Here is a 15,070-nt window from a genome sequence, read left to right as displayed (position 1 = left end):
AACGGAGGGACCAGTTGTGAGACAGCTTGCAGGATTTGCTGTCGCTTTGTTAAGTCTCCCGCTACTTTTCTGGCTTCAACAAGAAGTCGCAGCGGAATGGCATGAGGCGAATGCGTATAAGGAACAAGTAGAAAAAACCATCGAATTCTCCAACCCTGAAGTGACAATCCCGATGGCACTCTACAATCGTAATGGACAATTATTTGCAGAAGAATATGCGGAGTGGCGGGATCCACTTCCGCTATCCGAAATCCCCTTGTTTGCAAAACAGCTATTTCTTGAAAGCGAAGACAAAGGATTTTACGAACATAGAGGGTACGATGTCGCTGCGATCGCTCGAGCATTCGCGGTAAACGTGAATTCGGATGGATTAAGCCAAGGTGCTTCGACCATCACTCAACAAGTTGTACGAATGCGTTTTCTCTCCCCTGAAAAAACCTACGAACGTAAATTTAAAGAAATTCTTTATGCTGCTGAACTAGAAAAACAATCAACAAAAGATGAAATTTTAGAAATGTATATGAATGAGATGTACTTCGGCAACCAAGTTTATGGAATTGGTGCTGCTGCCACCTATTACTTTAGTAAACCATTAGCTAATTTAAGCGAAGCGGAAACTGCGTTTTTGGCAGCTATTCCGAACAACCCTTCGTTGTATGATCCATTGAAGCATTTTGACCGTACAAAAAAGCGTCAAGAGCGACTTCTTCAAGTTCTGGTGAACAATGAAGTGCTTTCCACGGAAGAAGGAAAAATAGCTCAGAGCGCTCCGGTCGAACTACGGCTCAAACAGAAAAACAGTCAATTCCCCGCCTATCATACTTATGTAGTTGACGAACTAAAACAGTTGATCAGTGAAAAAGAAGGTTTTTCCGCCCAATTACAAACAGCAAAAGATGAAGAAACACGAAAAAAGATTCAACAGTCGCTATCGGAACGTATCTCTGAAGTGATCAATTCAGGCGTCCGTATCGATACTTCACTTGATCCCGTTAAGCAAAGTAGCGTCGAAAGTGGCATTTCAAACGCTCTTGGCGGCAGTGGCATCCAATCTGGTGCAGCTGTTGTGGATAACAAATCGCGTGAACTCATTAGTGTGTATGGTGGGTACGGCTATCGGAAAACAGATTTCAATCGATCGTTTCAAGCTGTTCGACAGCCAGGGTCAATTATTAAACCTTTGCTCGTATATGCTCCCTATTTAGAAAGCGGACCCTATACTGAGAACTCTCTTATCGATGGCAGTGGGATTTGTATCGGTAATTTCTGTCCTGAGAATTTTGGACGGTATTCGTATGGAGTTTCAACAGTAAAAAAAGCGTTTAGTCGCAGTTACAATACGACGGCAGTCCGGATTTTCCAACGTGTTGGGATTGAAGAGTCGTTCGCTCATCTAGCTCCATTTGGATTCAAGCATGTCACCGAAAAAGACCATCAGTATACTGCAGCTCTTGGTGGATTTGAAAATGGCATGACCCCTTATGAAATGGCAAATGCATTTACGAGCTTTATAGATGGTACGTTTAAACCAGCTAGAGCGATTCGTTCTGTAAAAGACCGTCAAGGGACCGTGTTATACCAATGGGAGGATGAACGTAAAGAGGTATGGTCGCAGAAGACGACGGAAAACATACGATCCATGCTAGAAGAAACTGTAAGAACCGGAACAGCTAGTGGCCTCCGTCACACCACGCAGTACACAGGAGCAAAGACAGGAACAACAAGTCATTTTAAAGACCTATGGGTTGCTGGGTTGAACGACAATTATACCGCCGTGACCTGGGTCGGGTATGACCGACCGCAGTCACTCCAACAAGAGAGCGAACAAAAATTACATTTGAAAGTTTTTTCAGCTGCACTTTCCGACTAGCTGCCAATTGGCAGCTGGTCTTTTTCAACCCCAGGGATACTTGCAGCAATTCCGTTATAAAGTCTCAGCAAAATGTAAACAACGGCAGAAACTAATACCGCCCAAACGATGAATTCAAAGAAGATAATTCCGATTATCGCTGAAAAAGGTAGCTGATGATGCAACATATACGTGCTGTAGACAAAGTAAACGAAAGTGACTGTCAAAAACACGATGAGCAACCAGTAAATCGATTGGATGGCGAAAGCAGAAGCAAGTGCACCTATAAAGTAAATAAGTTTACCCCCTCGATCATCTGTCAAATGGTGAACAGGAGAATCTGCTGTAGGGGTCGCTTTGTAGAAGAACAACATTGCCGTTTCATGAATCGTAGCGGCAATCAGTTTGAGTGCACTGAATACCATGAAGTAAAAAAGCGCATAGATGGTTAATAAGAACAATCGGAGTTGGGTATCTGTAAGAAATTCCAACAGACCATTGTACAAGCCGATTTCTCGAAATACGCTCAATGAAAAACCAACTGTATACACGCCAAACGTTAAACTAAACAACATAATTGTGAAGAAAGGTAAATAGCTAAACAAATACGGATTTTTCATACTGCACCTCAGACTGACTTGTTATTTTTAATGGATTTTTCCATGACTCTATAATATAGGAAGAGATTGATTTACCGCAATCTCTTTCAAGTGCCCACAGTGCAAAATGCACTCTTTTACGTTATACTTTAAACCAATGTCTACATCATGTTAGTACGAGGAAGGAGGATTTTTAGTGGAATTTGTTTGGTTCATTTTCTTGCCAGCGTTAGCAGCTCTTTTCATCCCGACGTTGTTCCGTCGTGTTGCTGGTATACATACAGGTTGGTTTGTACTGATTATCCCAGTTGTACTGTTTGTTTACTACAGTACGTACTTACCACTGACAGCAAGTGGAGAACACGCAGTCTCTTCGTTCGATTGGATCCCCTCACTAGGAATCTCTTTTGTCTCCTACCTAGATGGTCTCAGTCTTCTATTCACACTGCTCATTACAGGGATTGGTGCGTTGGTAGTTCTGTATTCGATTTTCTATCTAGATAGGCACAAAGAAAAGCTCGGTAATTTCTATGTATACTTACTGCTTTTCATGACGGCAATGCTTGGTGTTGTCCAGTCGGATAATGTTATTTCTCTTTATCTGTTTTGGGAGTTGACTTCCATTTCATCTTTCCTACTAATCGGTTATTGGTACACACGGGACGGTTCCCGATTCGGTGCCTTAAAGTCCATGATGATAACCGTTGGTGGAGGATTAATGATGCTCGGGGGCTTCGTAATTCTCGGGATTTTAGGAGATACATACTCGATTCGTGAATTGATCTCCAGGTTATCCGATTACTCTGGAGATCCGTTATTTACACTTGCAGCGGTGCTTCTGTTATTAGGAGCATTTACAAAGTCTGCTCAATTTCCGTTTTATATTTGGCTTCCGGATGCCATGGAAGCACCTACTCCAGTCAGTGCTTACTTACACTCCGCAACTATGGTCAAAGCGGGATTATATCTTGTCGCACGCTTTACACCGATTTTCGCAGAGTCCTCTGTGTGGATCTGGCTCGTTTCTGGTATTGGATTGCTCACATTAATGTGGGGCTCGTTCTTTGCTGTGAAGCAAACCGATCTAAAAGGAATTCTCGCATTCTCGACAGTGAGTCAGTTGGGTCTGATCATGTCTTTACTTGGTGCGGGAGCGATTGCTTATCATTCGGACGATACGCTATTCCGATTAGCGATGTTTGCAGCAATCTTCCACTTAGTGAATCACGCAGTCTTTAAAGGCAGCTTGTTCATGATTGCAGGTATTGTCGACCATGAAACTGGCACGCGAGATATTCGTAAACTTGGTGGCCTGATGAGCGTTATGCCTATCAGTTTCACTGTTGCGTTTATTGGCGGTCTTTCAATGGCAGGTATTCCGCCATTTGGTGGGTTCTTGAGTAAAGAATTGTTCTTAGAATCTATGGTCGCTTTGAAACACTTTGAACTGTTCAACTTTGATACGTGGGGTATTCTATTCCCTGTAATTGCATGGCTTGCAAGCGTATTCACATTTGTCTATAGCTTCTACTTTGTCTTCAAGACATTCACAGGCGAGAAGAAGTTTGACAAGCTTCCACTTAAGCCGCATGAAGCACCAATAGGCATGCTGATTTCCCCTATTATTTTAGCGGTCAGTGTCATTGCACTATTCTTCATTCCGAACGTTGTTGGGAAATGGCTTGTCGCACCGGCCGTCATGGCAGCACAGCCGCAGCTGTACAGTTTACCTTCAGAGGCTGCTGTTCATGTACAAGCGTGGCATGGGTTCGAGTATATTCCAATGTGGCTGACAGCTGGCGTTATTGCAATTGGAGCATTGCTATTTACTTCAATTAAAAAATGGCAGCCAGTTTACGGCTTACAACCGGAGAAGTTATCATTGAACGCACTTTATGATAGTGCTATGACGTTTTCAGAAAAAGGAATGAACAAGCTATCCCGTTTCTATATGAATGGGTTAATCCGAACGTATTTACTGTATATGTTTGCGTTCTTCTCTGTAATGACGATTGTTGTATTGTTCGCTAAAGGTGCTTTTAAATTGGATATGAGCAGTCTATCACCAATTACGTTGTTCGCAGTGATGAATGCGATTGTGGCTATATTAGGAACTGGCATGGTGATTATGTCGAAAAACAGAATCTCCGCTATTATTGCTCTAGGTGCAGTTGGGTACTCTGTCGCATTGTTCTTCGTGCTCTTTAAAGCACCAGACTTAGCTTTAACCCAACTCGTAATCGAGACAATTTCAGTCGCACTCTTCTTATTAGCTTTCCGTCACCTCCCTGCTTTAAAAACGCACGGAGAAACAAAACAGAACAAATTGGTGAACGGAATTATTGCAATAGGAGTTGGTCTTTCCGTAACTCTCGTTGCATTGTCCGCACATTCCAATAAGCTTGTCTCAAGTATTTCTCAGTACTATAAAGATACCGTCTATACAGAAGCTGGCGGGGGAAATATCGTGAACGTCATTCTCGTCGACTACCGTGGTTTCGATACATTGTTTGAAATCGCTGTCCTATCGATTGCAGGAATCGCTGTTCTTGGCATGATCAAGCTTCGATTGTCGAGAAAGGAGTCTGATGATGAAAAAGAATAACGTTATATTACAGACGACTGCAAAAGTCACGTTTTTCATCATTTCCTTGTTCTCAATTCATATCTTCTTTGCAGGCCATTTCGCTCCAGGTGGAGGGTTTGTCGGAGGACTGCTAACGACAGGGGCGATCGTTTTACTGTTGCTTGCATTCGATCTTGAAACGGTACAAGCTACACTGCCCTTCAATTTTACGATTGTGATTGGTATCGGTTTGCTTCTTTCATTAGGAACAGCCGCGGGAGCCATTTTGTTCAATGTTCCATTTTTCACTCATGCATTTGCGCATTTCGATTTACCACTTTTCGGTGACACTGAACTCCACACAGCCATGATTTTTGACTCTGGTGTGTATCTCGTCGTCGTTGGCGCAGCAATTACAATCATTCAGTCGATTGGAGGGGATGAGTAATGGAATTGCTTATGGCAATTGTAGCGGGTATTCTATTCACCGCTGCAATTTACTTAATTCTATCCAGAAGTCTGATTAAAGTAATCCTTGGAACCGGCTTGTTAAGTCACGGTGCCCACTTATTCATCTTAACAATGGGTGGATTAGGTGGAAGTGCACCTCCAGTCCTTATAGACGGGGTGACTGAATTTGCAGATCCACTTCCACAAGCTTTAATCTTGACTGCAATTGTTATCAGTTTCGGGGTTACGGCGTTCATATTGGTACTCGCCTACAGAACCTATGCAGTTCACAAAACTGATGATTTGAATTCGATGAAAGGAAATGATGAGCATGATTAACCTTCTATTGTTTCCGATCATCATCCCGTTTTTCTTTGCGATTGTACTTCTGTTTTTCAAAGAACAAGTACGCATCCAGCGAATCCTCACAGTCATTGGGCTAAGTGCAAGTATCGTTGCCGCATTTTCGCTCATTATGAAGGTGAAACAGGATGGGATCCAAACACTGACACTCGGGAGCTGGCCAGCTCCCTTCGGCATAACAATGGTTTCGGATATGTTTTCTGCGTTACTCGTAACGTCAACATTAGTGATTACGTTATTCGTGGCGATTTATAGCTTTAGTTCAATTGGTGAAGAGCGGGAGCGTTTTTTCTATTATCCTGCCATCCTCTTCATGATTACAGGAGTGAATGGTGCATTTACAACTGGTGATATTTTCAACATGTTTGTATTTTTTGAAGTACTACTGATCGCCTCTTACCTTCTCATCGTTCTTGGTGGAGAAAAGAGACAACTGCGGGAGTCTATTAAATACATACTGGTAAATGTCATCTCATCTGCCTTCTTTGTCATAACAATTGCGTATTTGTACTCTATCGTCGGAACGCTCAATATGGCGGATATCGGTCAGAAGATTGCAGATATCGGTCAGCCTGGAATCGTTTCAGTCATCGGTGTTCTATTGTTGCTTGTATTCGGGATTAAAGCGGGTATCTTCCCACTCTACTTCTGGATGCCTGGATCATACGCAGCACCTCCTGTTCCGATTCTTGCATTGTTTGGTGCGTTACTGACTAAAGTCGGTGTGTATGCTATCACACGTACCTATACACTGTTTTTCGTCAATGACCTTGCGTTTACGCACACCATTTTAATGGTACTCGCATTGCTCACAATCGTTGCGGGATGCATTGGTGCACTTGCCTACTTCGATCTAAAACAAATTATCATCTACAATATTTTAATCGCGATTGGCGTTATACTGTTCGGAGTCTCTCTGATGAACGAAGCTGGGATGCAAGGTGCCGTTTTCTATCTGATTCATGACATGCTCATTAAAGGGGCATTGTTCCTGATTATCGGGATTATGATACATGTCACCGGAACTTCCAACTTGCGAGAAATGGGAGGACTTATAAAAACCCACGCTCCGCTTGGTTGGCTATTCCTGATTGCCGCCTTCGGTCTCGCAGGTATCCCACCGCTTAGTGGGTTTGTCGGGAAATTGCTCATTGTTCAAGGTGGGTTCGAACATGGGCAGTTATTCGGTACGATCGTAATACTTCTATCAAGTCTGATAGTTTTACTATCTGTCATCCGAATTTTCATTTATGCATTTTGGGGCGAGCCGGTTGCGCTACAACCAACGAACCGTAAAACCTATAAGCATATGATGTTCCCTACCGTAATTCTAGTAGCTCTGTCCGTTTTATACGGAGTCGGAACTGAGTGGATTTTCCCGTACGTATCTGATGCAGCTCATGTGCTGCTCGATCCGTCGAGTTATATAAACGCCGTGTTAAAGGAGTAGATCACGTTGGCATTTCAAATATTGCTTAACTTTTTCATCGCAATTACGTGGGTGCTCATCACGGCGTCGTTCACCCCTTCCACTTTTGTAATCGGTTATATTATCGGGTTATTACTTCTCGTGCTGACCAGACGTTTTTACAATGAGCGCTTGTATTTTGGTCAATTATGGTCTTGCTTGAAATTGACGCTCATCTTTTTTAAAGAATTGATTTTGTCCAACATTTCTGTTGCCATGTTAGTTCTTAAACCAAAGTTAGAACTGCAGCCAATGATTTTTGCAATGCCAACTGTCCTTGAAGAGGACTGGCAGATCACGTTACTTGCTAGTTTGATCACATTGACACCTGGCACAATTGTCATTCATGTTTCAGATGATCAACGGACGTTGTACGTTCATGCAATCGACGTGGATGATGTTGAAGAAGCCATCAATTCCATTAAACAAACATTCGAAAAAGCAATCTTGGAGGTGAGCCGGACATGAAGATATTTATTTGGATCAGTTTAATCATCATCTTCTTATCCATGCTCGGTACGCTCGTTCGAGTATTCAAAGGCCCTTCTACTCCAGATCGCCTTATCGCTTTAGATGGAATCGGTGTGATGCTGATTTCAATAATCGCGTTACTGTCCATTGTATTTGATACAATATTTTTCATTGATGTGATTTTGCTCATTGCGATTATGTCCTTCATCGGGACAGTATCGTTCTCGAAGTTCATCGAGAAAGGGGCGATTATAGACCGTGACACTCATCGCTAACATCATTATTGCTCTGTTTATACTTGTAGGCGTCTTCTTTACTGTTGTCACTGTAGTCGGGGTTCTCCGATTACCTGATGTTTACACACGAGCGCATGCTGCATCAAAAAGTGCGACTCTCGGTGTTCTAGGAATTCTGATTGGGGTGTTCCTTCACTTTTGGTGGATTAAAGGGCATTTCAGTATTCAACTGTTGCTTGGTAGCGTCTTCTTATTCATCACTTCGCCTGTTGGTGGACACTTAATGAGCCGCGCTGCTTATATGTCTGGCGTTAAACCGACAGAACTGACGGTTGGAGACGATCTTCAAGAAGCAATTGGTGAACAGAAGTCTCGTGAAGAAGATTGAACAAAAAGACGCAGTGTCCCAAATCGGACGCTGCGTCTTTTTGTTGTTTACCAATATCCATAGGGGCTGTAGTAAGGTGGGTATGAGTATGGATAATAGCCTCCACCATATGGGGGGTATCCACCGTATGGATAATACCCTCCACCACCGTAGCCTCCTCCGTATCCGTAAGGTGAAATTGCACTACCGAGAAAGCTACCGAATAATCCACCAAGAAAAGGTCCGCCGAAGCCGCCTCCGAAGTTGTTTCCAAATCCGCCTCCTCCGTACCCTCTTCCACCACCATAGTTACTTCCTCTATTATATCGTGACATTTTACTCCCCCTTTCCCACTTATCTTATTCATTGGGCAAAGGTAGGGGTAGGCTGACACCTATTACGCTTCAGAGGAGTCTTCAGCTAACCGCTCAATAAACGTAGCTAACGTTCTTGTCATGGCGCCTGTTGCACCTTTAGGTCCAAGTACATGAGGTGCATCCGCTTCAGACGTCCCTGCGATATCTAAGTGGATCCAAGGAGTATCTCCTACAAACTCTCCAACGAAACCGCCACCAAAGATCATATGACCATCACGACCTGGTGAGTTATTAAGATCCGCTACTTCACTCTTACGAAGACGCTTTTTATCACTTTCAGTTAATGGTAAGCGCCAAACGAATTCTCCTGTTTCTACAGAAGCTTCCATGAAATCTTCGAAGAATGCTTCGTTGTTCGTCAATGCGCCAGTTTTATCCTTACCAAGGGCAACGATTACTCCGCCAGTAAGTGTTGCAATGTCAATTAGATAATTTGCACCTGATTGTTTTGCATAGGTCACAGCATCTGCCAATACGAGGCGCCCTTCAGCGTCCGTGTTTAAGACTTCAATCGTTTTACCTGACAGTGATGTAATAACATCGTCAGGTTTAAATGCATCACCTGAGACCATATTATCGGTAGAAGCAATGACAGCTATGACGTTTTTAGCAGGGCGCAGTTCACCGATGATTTGCATTGCACCGAATACAGCTGCAGCACCACCCATGTCCCCTTTCATGCCGACCATACCCTCACGTGGCTTCAAAGAGTATCCGCCTGTATCATACGTAATCCCCTTACCAACGAGTCCTACTACGTCAGTCCAGTCTTCGTTGCCGCCAGCGTATTTAAGAACAATCAGACGTGGTTCCTCTACTGACCCTTTGTTGACCGCAAGAATTGCGCCCATACCGAGTTCTTCCATTTCTTTTTTGCCTAGAATTTCGACTTCAAATCCGTACTTTTCAGCCAACATTTCACCATGTTCAGCCATTTTAACTGCAGTTAAGATATTTGGAGGTGTGTTGACGAGTGTTCGTGCTGAATTTACAGCATCGGCATGTACAAGACCTACTTCCATAGCCGCTTTAAGTTCATCTTCATCAGCTGTGCTAAGTAGTTCAACTGTATTGAATTCAAAGTCTTTTTCGTTTGAAGTTGTTTTATAATCCGCAAATTGATAACTACCTAAAACAAGACCTTGTAGAGAGGCAAACGCTACATCATCCGCGCCTAGTTCTTCAGTTGTGAATGAATCAGCCCAAATGGAAACGCTTTCTGATTTCATCGACTTAAGCTCTTTTCCAACCTTAGAGAATACTTCAAGCAGCCCTTGGTCTGTTAACTTTTTCGAGGCACCAAGGCCGATGAAAACAACGCGCTTGAACGTGCTGTCGCCCATTGATGGTAGCTTAGTGACTGCATTGAGTTCTGTCTTTACATCGCCTGTTTTAACCCAATCTGTTAACTTCCCATTGAATGTGTCATTTATGACTTTCCAATTTGTATTGTTTTCTGGATGTTCAGGGACACCGATCACAACCACGTCAAGATTGGTCTCCATAATCTGTTTGTTTGTAATGATAGTTTTCATTTGACTACCTCCTCATTTTCATACATTCTTAATTATATACCAATTGAAGAAGAAACGAAAAAAATTCTTCGGTTACCGGACTATTTTTCATAATTATTTTAACGAGGAGTGCCTACATGACAATTTTGAGCAATGTGCCACTGTTGGTTGCACTATTCGGAATTTTTTTCGCACAGTTCGTAAAGATTCCGATTCATTTTTTACTCACTCGTGAGCTCGATTGGAAGTTAATGACCTCTACAGGAGGCATGCCAAGTTCTCACTCAGCCGCAGTAACTGCACTCACTACTGCTATTGCTTTCGAACACGGACTAGGTTCTTCCCTGTTTGCAATCTCAGCAATTTTTGCAGTAATCGTCATGTTCGACGCGAGCGGCGTTCGTTACCAAGCAGGTCAGCAAGCCTTGATCATCAACCAGATCCGTGCAGATTTCCAAACATTCGTCAGTGGAACAAAAGGTTGGATTAAGAAAGACGAAGAACAAAAGATTGTAGAGCTGAAGACACTGCTCGGTCACAAGCCAAGCGAAGTTTTTGCAGGAGCAGTAACCGGCATCCTGATTTCCGTTATCACGTATTCATTTATCGTATGAGATTCAACACGTACTATAAGTCTTAAGCAATCCGTTGATTGAAGTGTAAGGCGTCGACTCCAAAGGGATAAGCGAAGATCGAAGACCCTGGACTGAGCTGAGCCAAGAAAGCGGCTAAAATCGAGCCCCCCGGAAAGCGTACACCTGAAACGGAAATCAACACTGTGAACTAAATAATCTTAGGTATAGAAAAACGCTCGGGCACTTTATGCCTGAGCGTTTTTTTAAAACATCTGATAACCTTGTTTGCGTAAAAGCTTACTCACAAACCCTGAAAGGATAGCTCCAACTAGACCGCTTGAAAGAATCACGATGTCGACTGTATGTAACGCCATCAACTTATCTCCGAGCATACTGAACGCATGTCCTGATTTCGTAATATATTCATATGCCTTCACTTCATCAATAATTAAGATGACGACAATCGGGTAGACAATTGCCATGACCCACGACATGCGCAGTAACATGTTAAGCAAAAAGCCAATCCCGAAAAACATGACTATAAAGATGAGGACAGACAGAATAATCTCTGTAAGTGAAATTGTTCCCAAAATGATGACCTCCATTTTCCTTAGTTCATTTTACCGGATTGTGGCACTTCTTTCAACAGCTTACGCAAGTGTCATGAAGTTGTTGAAAAGTTTCAAAAAACACTCGTCCTCAAAAAGGAGACGAGTGTTTGTCGTTTTTGTATTAAAGGAGGTCAAACTTTCCTTTTTTAAATGTAAGACCAGCACCACCGATTAAGTAAAGTGCACGGTTGTCGACCATTTTCTTCATGAAGGATGCTTTCTTACCAGTCATCTTCTTACCGAAAGCAACTCCAATTGCATCGTTAGAACCAAGTGAAGCAATGCTTCCTTTCAAGTCCGGAACGAATGCTTGAGTCGGTTGACCTTTCATAAGAGCGATCAAGTTATTTGCACACATGTCTCCTTGCTGCATCGCGATTTGAGCAGTTGGAGGGAATGGACGGTTGATTTCTTCGTTGATCATCAAAGCACAGTCACCTACGATGAAGACATCGTCGAATCCTGGAGCACGTAGATCTTTTTCTACTTTAACGCGAGCACGCATGTTTTCAATGCCTGTCTCTTCGATTAAACGGTTGCCACGGACACCTGCTGCCCATACAACTGTACCAGCTTCAATGAATTCAAATTCTTCGTCGCCTGTTTTCAATTTAACACCTTCAGGAGTCGCTTCAACAACTGGTGTACCAATTGAGAATTCAATTCCTTTAGATTTCAATTGACGAACTGCGTATTCAACCAATTCAGGGTCAAATCCTGGAAGTACCATAGGAGCTGCTTCTACACAAAGTACTTTTACTTTGTCAGCAGGTACATCGAATTCTTCACAAAGTTCCGGAATACGATCTCCGAGTTCACCAAGGAATTCGATGCCTGTAAATCCAGCGCCTCCGACAATAATTGTAAGACGGCTGTCTGCTTTCACTTCTTCAAGAGACCATGTAGCAAACTGATATTCAATATGCTCACGGATTTGACGTGCTGCCTTTACGTTTGCAATCGAAAGTGCATACTTATCAAGACCTGGGATTCCGAATGTTTCTCCTTCGAATCCGAGTCCGATGACTAAGTAATCATATGTATGCTGTCCGGCTGATGAAGTAACCATTTTAGCTTTAACATCGATTGCTTCAACTTCAGCTTTCACAAATTTCACTTTGTCTTGCTGAATAACACGGCTAATCGGATAACGAACTTGTTCAGGCTTCAATGTACCTGCTGCAGCTTCATGAAGCCAAGTAGATTCATAGTGGTAATCATTCTTGTTGATAAGGATAATTTCAGCATCGTCTACGCCTAGAGATTTCTGTAGATTCACAACAGTTGCTAATCCACCATATCCAGCACCTAAAACGAGGATTGTAGGTCTTTTTTTCACGGGAATCGGTTCCACCTTTTCTTGTATGATGTGCCGGTTTGTAAAAATCACGTGATTCCTACAATCCAGCGTTTATTATTTATATTCCTCATTCATAGTAGCCTTTTTGACCTGCTATTTCAATAGCTTATTAGGAATATAATCGGACATATTGAAATAACGTCATAGTGCCTTCATAAACTCGTAAAAAAATTCCAACAATCGGAATGATTCCCCTACAAATTAGTTGATGAGACTAATTTCTGTGAAATCATAAGAAAAATCTCTTGAAGGGGTCATGTTCTAATCCATGTCCTTCAAGAGACCTTATTTAAGCATTCGTAAGTTGTAAGTAGAACAAATCGATTTTCTAGGGAGTATCAATCACAACTTGCAGGATTTCCTGCTTTCTTCGCAGTTCTGAACGACGTCCCACAGCCACACGAAGCGATGGCATTCGGATTTTCGATGGTGAACCCGCCACCCATTAACGATTCTTTATAGTCAATTTCTGTACCTGCTAATATATCCGTATCCTCAGAAGACACGACAATTTTTACGCCGTGCAATTCCAAAAGCTGATCTGACGCATGCTGTTCTGCATCGAACCCCATCCCGTACGTAAGACCACTGCAGCCTCCACCGTTGACAGAAACACGTAGAAAAGATCCTTGCTCCCCATTATGTTCCATCATTTCTTTAACTCGGTAGGCAGCTGCTTCAGATAAGTTGAGTAGTTGTGTCATCTATATCCCTCCTAAGTAATATCAATCATATCAATGTTGTAAATTGTAATGCAATGAAACCCACTTGTTCTATAAAGTTTTGCTATAATAGGTTAGAAAGCACGAAAGGGTGGTGCAGCATGGAAGTTACCCCATTTTATGATAAAAAAATAGTTTGCTTGAATTGTAAAGAATCTTTCACAACAACTCGAGTTCGTTCACGTTTTGCAAGGGTTGCTGCAACGGATAGTGATTTCAAACCCAACTATGTGGACAGCGATGTGAATCCGCTGTTTTACAATATCGCTGTATGTCCAACGTGCGGTTTCTCATTTACAGATGATTTTGCACCCTATTTTGCACCAGGAGCTAAAGAACAAATTGCTTCAGTCATTACCGCTGGTTGGAAGCCCCATTCGCTAGGTGGTGAGCGCACTATTGAAGATGCCATCGCTGCTTACAAGCTAGGCTATTTAAGTGCAATGGTAAAAAAAGAGAAATCACTTACTTCAGCTGGAATTACGCTGAGGACCGCTTGGCTCTATCGGATTTTGGAAAACGAGGAAGAAGAGCAGCGTTTTTTAACACTTGCAAGAAATTTGTATGAAGAAGCCTATTCAGCTGACGATCACGTTGGCACTCAAATGTCAGAATTGCGTGTTCTCTACATGGTCGCGGAGTTGTCATGGCGTGTTGGTGATCGAGAAAAAGCCGTTCTATACTTCTCAAAAATTATTGAAGCGCAAAGGACTTCAACTGAACCACAGCTTATTGAAATGGCAAAAGAGCGATGGCGAGAAATACGAGAAGAAAAATAAAACAGGAACGGACACATGTGGCCCGTTCCTGCGAAGCCAAATGGCCCTTAGAAAACCTGTTCTACTTCTACAACGCCGGGTACTTCTTCAAGAAGAGCACGCTCAATACCGGCTTTCAATGTAATTGTGGAGCTTGGGCACGTACCACATGCGCCTAGAAGACGTAACTTTACAATTCCATCCTCCACATCGATTAGTTCACAGTCACCGCCGTCACGTAAGAGGAACGGACGTAATTTATTCAACACTTCTTGAACGGATTCGTTCATCGTTGCTTCTGTCATAATTTTTAAACTCCCCTTTCCTTATAGTTATTATAAACTGGATCGCAAAAAAAATCCAATAGAGAATCAGGAGGCGTTAGCTATGAAAGCTAAACACGTTACAGTAGAAGTATACGGCGCAGAGGTCGTTTGTGCAAGTTGTGTGAACGCACCGACGTCAAAAGATACATATGAATGGCTAGATGCTGCCATTCAACGAAAATATCCAAATCATCCATTTGAAATCGTTTATATCGATATTGAGTCCGTTATAGAAAACGATCGTCAACGTAAGCTGGCTGAACAAGTAAAAGAAGAGGATTTTTTCTATCCGCTTGTAATTGTGAACGAGGAAGTGATTGGTGAAGGCTATATTCAATTAAAACCCATTTTCAGTGAACTTGAAAAACATGGATTCATTGCAGCTGGTTGAGTGATAATACTTAATTTGTAATTGAGAACTTCGGGTCATCCTTTTTACAAATAAAAGCGTGTAAGGC

The 15,070-nt window shown here is 42.5% G+C and carries 17 protein-coding genes and 1 pseudogene; 11 read left to right on the top strand and 7 right to left on the bottom strand.

From position 1 onward, the window contains the following. Window positions 1-16: 16 nt before the first annotated feature. Window positions 17-1,870: a transglycosylase domain-containing protein gene (locus RL70_RS16340; RefSeq protein WP_039044458.1), complete on the top strand. Its 1,854-nt coding sequence runs from the start codon at window positions 17-19 to the stop codon at window positions 1,868-1,870. Here the strand turns inward: RL70_RS16340 and RL70_RS16335 are convergent. After that, window positions 1,867-2,469, bottom strand: coding sequence for a DUF5366 family protein (locus tag RL70_RS16335; protein WP_052246015.1), 603 nt, complete (start codon window positions 2,467-2,469; stop codon window positions 1,867-1,869). The two genes, RL70_RS16340 and RL70_RS16335, sit on opposite strands and share 4 nt — an antisense overlap. A gap of 175 nt (window positions 2,470-2,644) precedes the next feature. On the opposite strand from RL70_RS16335, the gene RL70_RS16330 reads away from it, so the two are divergent. The 7 genes from RL70_RS16330 to mnhG are packed head-to-tail and all read left to right on the top strand — an operon-like array spanning window position 2,645 to window position 8,390. Beyond that, window positions 2,645-5,053: a Na+/H+ antiporter subunit A gene (locus RL70_RS16330; protein ID WP_039044457.1), complete on the top strand. Its 2,409-nt coding sequence runs from the start codon at window positions 2,645-2,647 to the stop codon at window positions 5,051-5,053. Next, complete coding sequence (locus tag RL70_RS16325) at window positions 5,040-5,462, top strand: Na(+)/H(+) antiporter subunit B (RefSeq protein ID WP_039044456.1); 423 nt, start codon at window positions 5,040-5,042, stop codon at window positions 5,460-5,462. The genes RL70_RS16330 and RL70_RS16325 overlap by 14 nt, the downstream gene beginning before the upstream one ends. Beyond that, a complete protein-coding gene (locus tag RL70_RS16320; protein ID WP_039044455.1) occupies window positions 5,462-5,803 on the top strand; it encodes a Na(+)/H(+) antiporter subunit C in 342 nt (113 codons plus the stop codon). Before RL70_RS16325 ends, RL70_RS16320 begins: the two co-directional genes overlap by 1 nt. Continuing rightward, complete coding sequence (locus tag RL70_RS16315) at window positions 5,796-7,277, top strand: Na+/H+ antiporter subunit D (RefSeq protein WP_039044454.1); 1,482 nt, start codon at window positions 5,796-5,798, stop codon at window positions 7,275-7,277. The genes RL70_RS16320 and RL70_RS16315 overlap by 8 nt, the downstream gene beginning before the upstream one ends. A gap of 6 nt (window positions 7,278-7,283) precedes the next feature. After that, window positions 7,284-7,763, top strand: a complete 480-nt coding sequence (locus tag RL70_RS16310; RefSeq protein ID WP_039044453.1) for a Na+/H+ antiporter subunit E — start codon at window positions 7,284-7,286, stop codon at window positions 7,761-7,763. Then, window positions 7,760-8,041 carry a Na(+)/H(+) antiporter subunit F1 gene (locus tag RL70_RS16305; protein ID WP_025782963.1) on the top strand — a complete coding sequence of 94 codons (282 nt, stop codon included), beginning with the start codon at window positions 7,760-7,762 and terminating at the stop codon, window positions 8,039-8,041. The genes RL70_RS16310 and RL70_RS16305 overlap by 4 nt, the downstream gene beginning before the upstream one ends. Next, window positions 8,025-8,390: a monovalent cation/H(+) antiporter subunit G gene (mnhG, locus tag RL70_RS16300; RefSeq protein ID WP_039044452.1), complete on the top strand. Its 366-nt coding sequence runs from the start codon at window positions 8,025-8,027 to the stop codon at window positions 8,388-8,390. The genes RL70_RS16305 and mnhG overlap by 17 nt, the downstream gene beginning before the upstream one ends. Window positions 8,391-8,437: 47 nt before the next feature. Here mnhG and RL70_RS16295 read toward each other — a convergent pair whose 3' ends face one another. After that, entirely contained in the window at window positions 8,438-8,704 is a 267-nt protein-coding gene (locus RL70_RS16295) for a hypothetical protein (protein ID WP_052246014.1), read from the bottom strand. 62 nt (window positions 8,705-8,766) lie between these two features. Continuing rightward, complete coding sequence (locus RL70_RS16290) at window positions 8,767-10,281, bottom strand: leucyl aminopeptidase (protein ID WP_082003461.1); 1,515 nt, start codon at window positions 10,279-10,281, stop codon at window positions 8,767-8,769. A 116-nt stretch (window positions 10,282-10,397) separates the two neighbouring features. On the opposite strand from RL70_RS16290, the gene RL70_RS16285 reads away from it, so the two are divergent. After that, window positions 10,398-10,874 carry a divergent PAP2 family protein gene (locus RL70_RS16285; protein ID WP_039044451.1) on the top strand — a complete coding sequence of 159 codons (477 nt, stop codon included), beginning with the start codon at window positions 10,398-10,400 and terminating at the stop codon, window positions 10,872-10,874. A 224-nt stretch (window positions 10,875-11,098) separates the two neighbouring features. Here RL70_RS16285 and RL70_RS16280 read toward each other — a convergent pair whose 3' ends face one another. From RL70_RS16280 to RL70_RS16270, 3 genes are all read right to left on the bottom strand, one after another. After that, window positions 11,099-11,440, bottom strand: coding sequence for a YuiB family protein (locus RL70_RS16280; RefSeq protein ID WP_156028841.1), 342 nt, complete (start codon window positions 11,438-11,440; stop codon window positions 11,099-11,101). A gap of 127 nt (window positions 11,441-11,567) precedes the next feature. Next, on the bottom strand, window positions 11,568-12,785 hold the full coding sequence (locus RL70_RS16275; RefSeq protein ID WP_039044450.1) for an NAD(P)/FAD-dependent oxidoreductase: 1,218 nt from the start codon (window positions 12,783-12,785) through the stop codon (window positions 11,568-11,570). A 359-nt stretch (window positions 12,786-13,144) separates the two neighbouring features. Next, window positions 13,145-13,510: an iron-sulfur cluster assembly accessory protein gene (locus tag RL70_RS16270; protein ID WP_039044449.1), complete on the bottom strand. Its 366-nt coding sequence runs from the start codon at window positions 13,508-13,510 to the stop codon at window positions 13,145-13,147. Between the two features lie 119 nt (window positions 13,511-13,629). Here RL70_RS16270 and RL70_RS16265 point away from each other — a divergent pair, with 119 nt between their 5' ends. Continuing rightward, the gene (locus tag RL70_RS16265) at window positions 13,630-14,307 is read left to right on the top strand and encodes a DUF2225 domain-containing protein (protein WP_039044448.1); all 678 of its coding nucleotides are present in this window, start codon (window positions 13,630-13,632) and stop codon (window positions 14,305-14,307) included. A gap of 47 nt (window positions 14,308-14,354) precedes the next feature. Here the strand turns inward: RL70_RS16265 and RL70_RS16260 are convergent. After that, window positions 14,355-14,650, bottom strand: a pseudogene (locus RL70_RS16260) (NifU family protein). Window positions 14,651-14,673: 23 nt separating this feature from the next. Between RL70_RS16260 and RL70_RS16255 the strand changes: the two are divergent. Then, the gene (locus tag RL70_RS16255) at window positions 14,674-15,003 is read left to right on the top strand and encodes a YuzD family protein (protein WP_039044447.1); all 330 of its coding nucleotides are present in this window, start codon (window positions 14,674-14,676) and stop codon (window positions 15,001-15,003) included. Window positions 15,004-15,070: the final 67 nt, after the last annotated feature.

Origin of the sequence: Sporosarcina sp. ZBG7A (assembly GCF_000813425.1) — a bacterium.
In the GTDB taxonomy this organism is placed as follows: domain Bacteria; phylum Bacillota; class Bacilli; order Bacillales_A; family Planococcaceae; genus Sporosarcina.
The sequence above is the reverse complement of the archived record's forward strand: the minus strand, read 5'-3'. Positions and strand labels throughout refer to the sequence as shown.

Excerpts from the sequence above, each read along its gene's own strand:
- RL70_RS16325 (WP_039044456.1), top strand. The coding sequence starts at position 5,040 with ATGAAAAAGAATAACGTTATATTACAGACGACTGCAAAAGTCACGTTT.
- RL70_RS16280 (WP_156028841.1), bottom strand. The coding sequence starts at position 11,440 with ATGGAGGTCATCATTTTGGGAACAATTTCACTTACAGAGATTATTCTG.
- RL70_RS16265 (WP_039044448.1), top strand. The coding sequence starts at position 13,630 with ATGGAAGTTACCCCATTTTATGATAAAAAAATAGTTTGCTTGAATTGT.
- RL70_RS16290 (WP_082003461.1), bottom strand. The coding sequence starts at position 10,281 with ATGAAAACTATCATTACAAACAAACAGATTATGGAGACCAATCTTGAC.
- RL70_RS16255 (WP_039044447.1), top strand. The coding sequence starts at position 14,674 with ATGAAAGCTAAACACGTTACAGTAGAAGTATACGGCGCAGAGGTCGTT.
- RL70_RS16320 (WP_039044455.1), top strand. The coding sequence starts at position 5,462 with ATGGAATTGCTTATGGCAATTGTAGCGGGTATTCTATTCACCGCTGCA.
- RL70_RS16305 (WP_025782963.1), top strand. The coding sequence starts at position 7,760 with ATGAAGATATTTATTTGGATCAGTTTAATCATCATCTTCTTATCCATG.
- RL70_RS16285 (WP_039044451.1), top strand. The coding sequence starts at position 10,398 with ATGACAATTTTGAGCAATGTGCCACTGTTGGTTGCACTATTCGGAATT.
- RL70_RS16295 (WP_052246014.1), bottom strand. The coding sequence starts at position 8,704 with ATGTCACGATATAATAGAGGAAGTAACTATGGTGGTGGAAGAGGGTAC.
- RL70_RS16270 (WP_039044449.1), bottom strand. The coding sequence starts at position 13,510 with ATGACACAACTACTCAACTTATCTGAAGCAGCTGCCTACCGAGTTAAA.
- RL70_RS16315 (WP_039044454.1), top strand. The coding sequence starts at position 5,796 with ATGATTAACCTTCTATTGTTTCCGATCATCATCCCGTTTTTCTTTGCG.
- RL70_RS16335 (WP_052246015.1), bottom strand. The coding sequence starts at position 2,469 with ATGAAAAATCCGTATTTGTTTAGCTATTTACCTTTCTTCACAATTATG.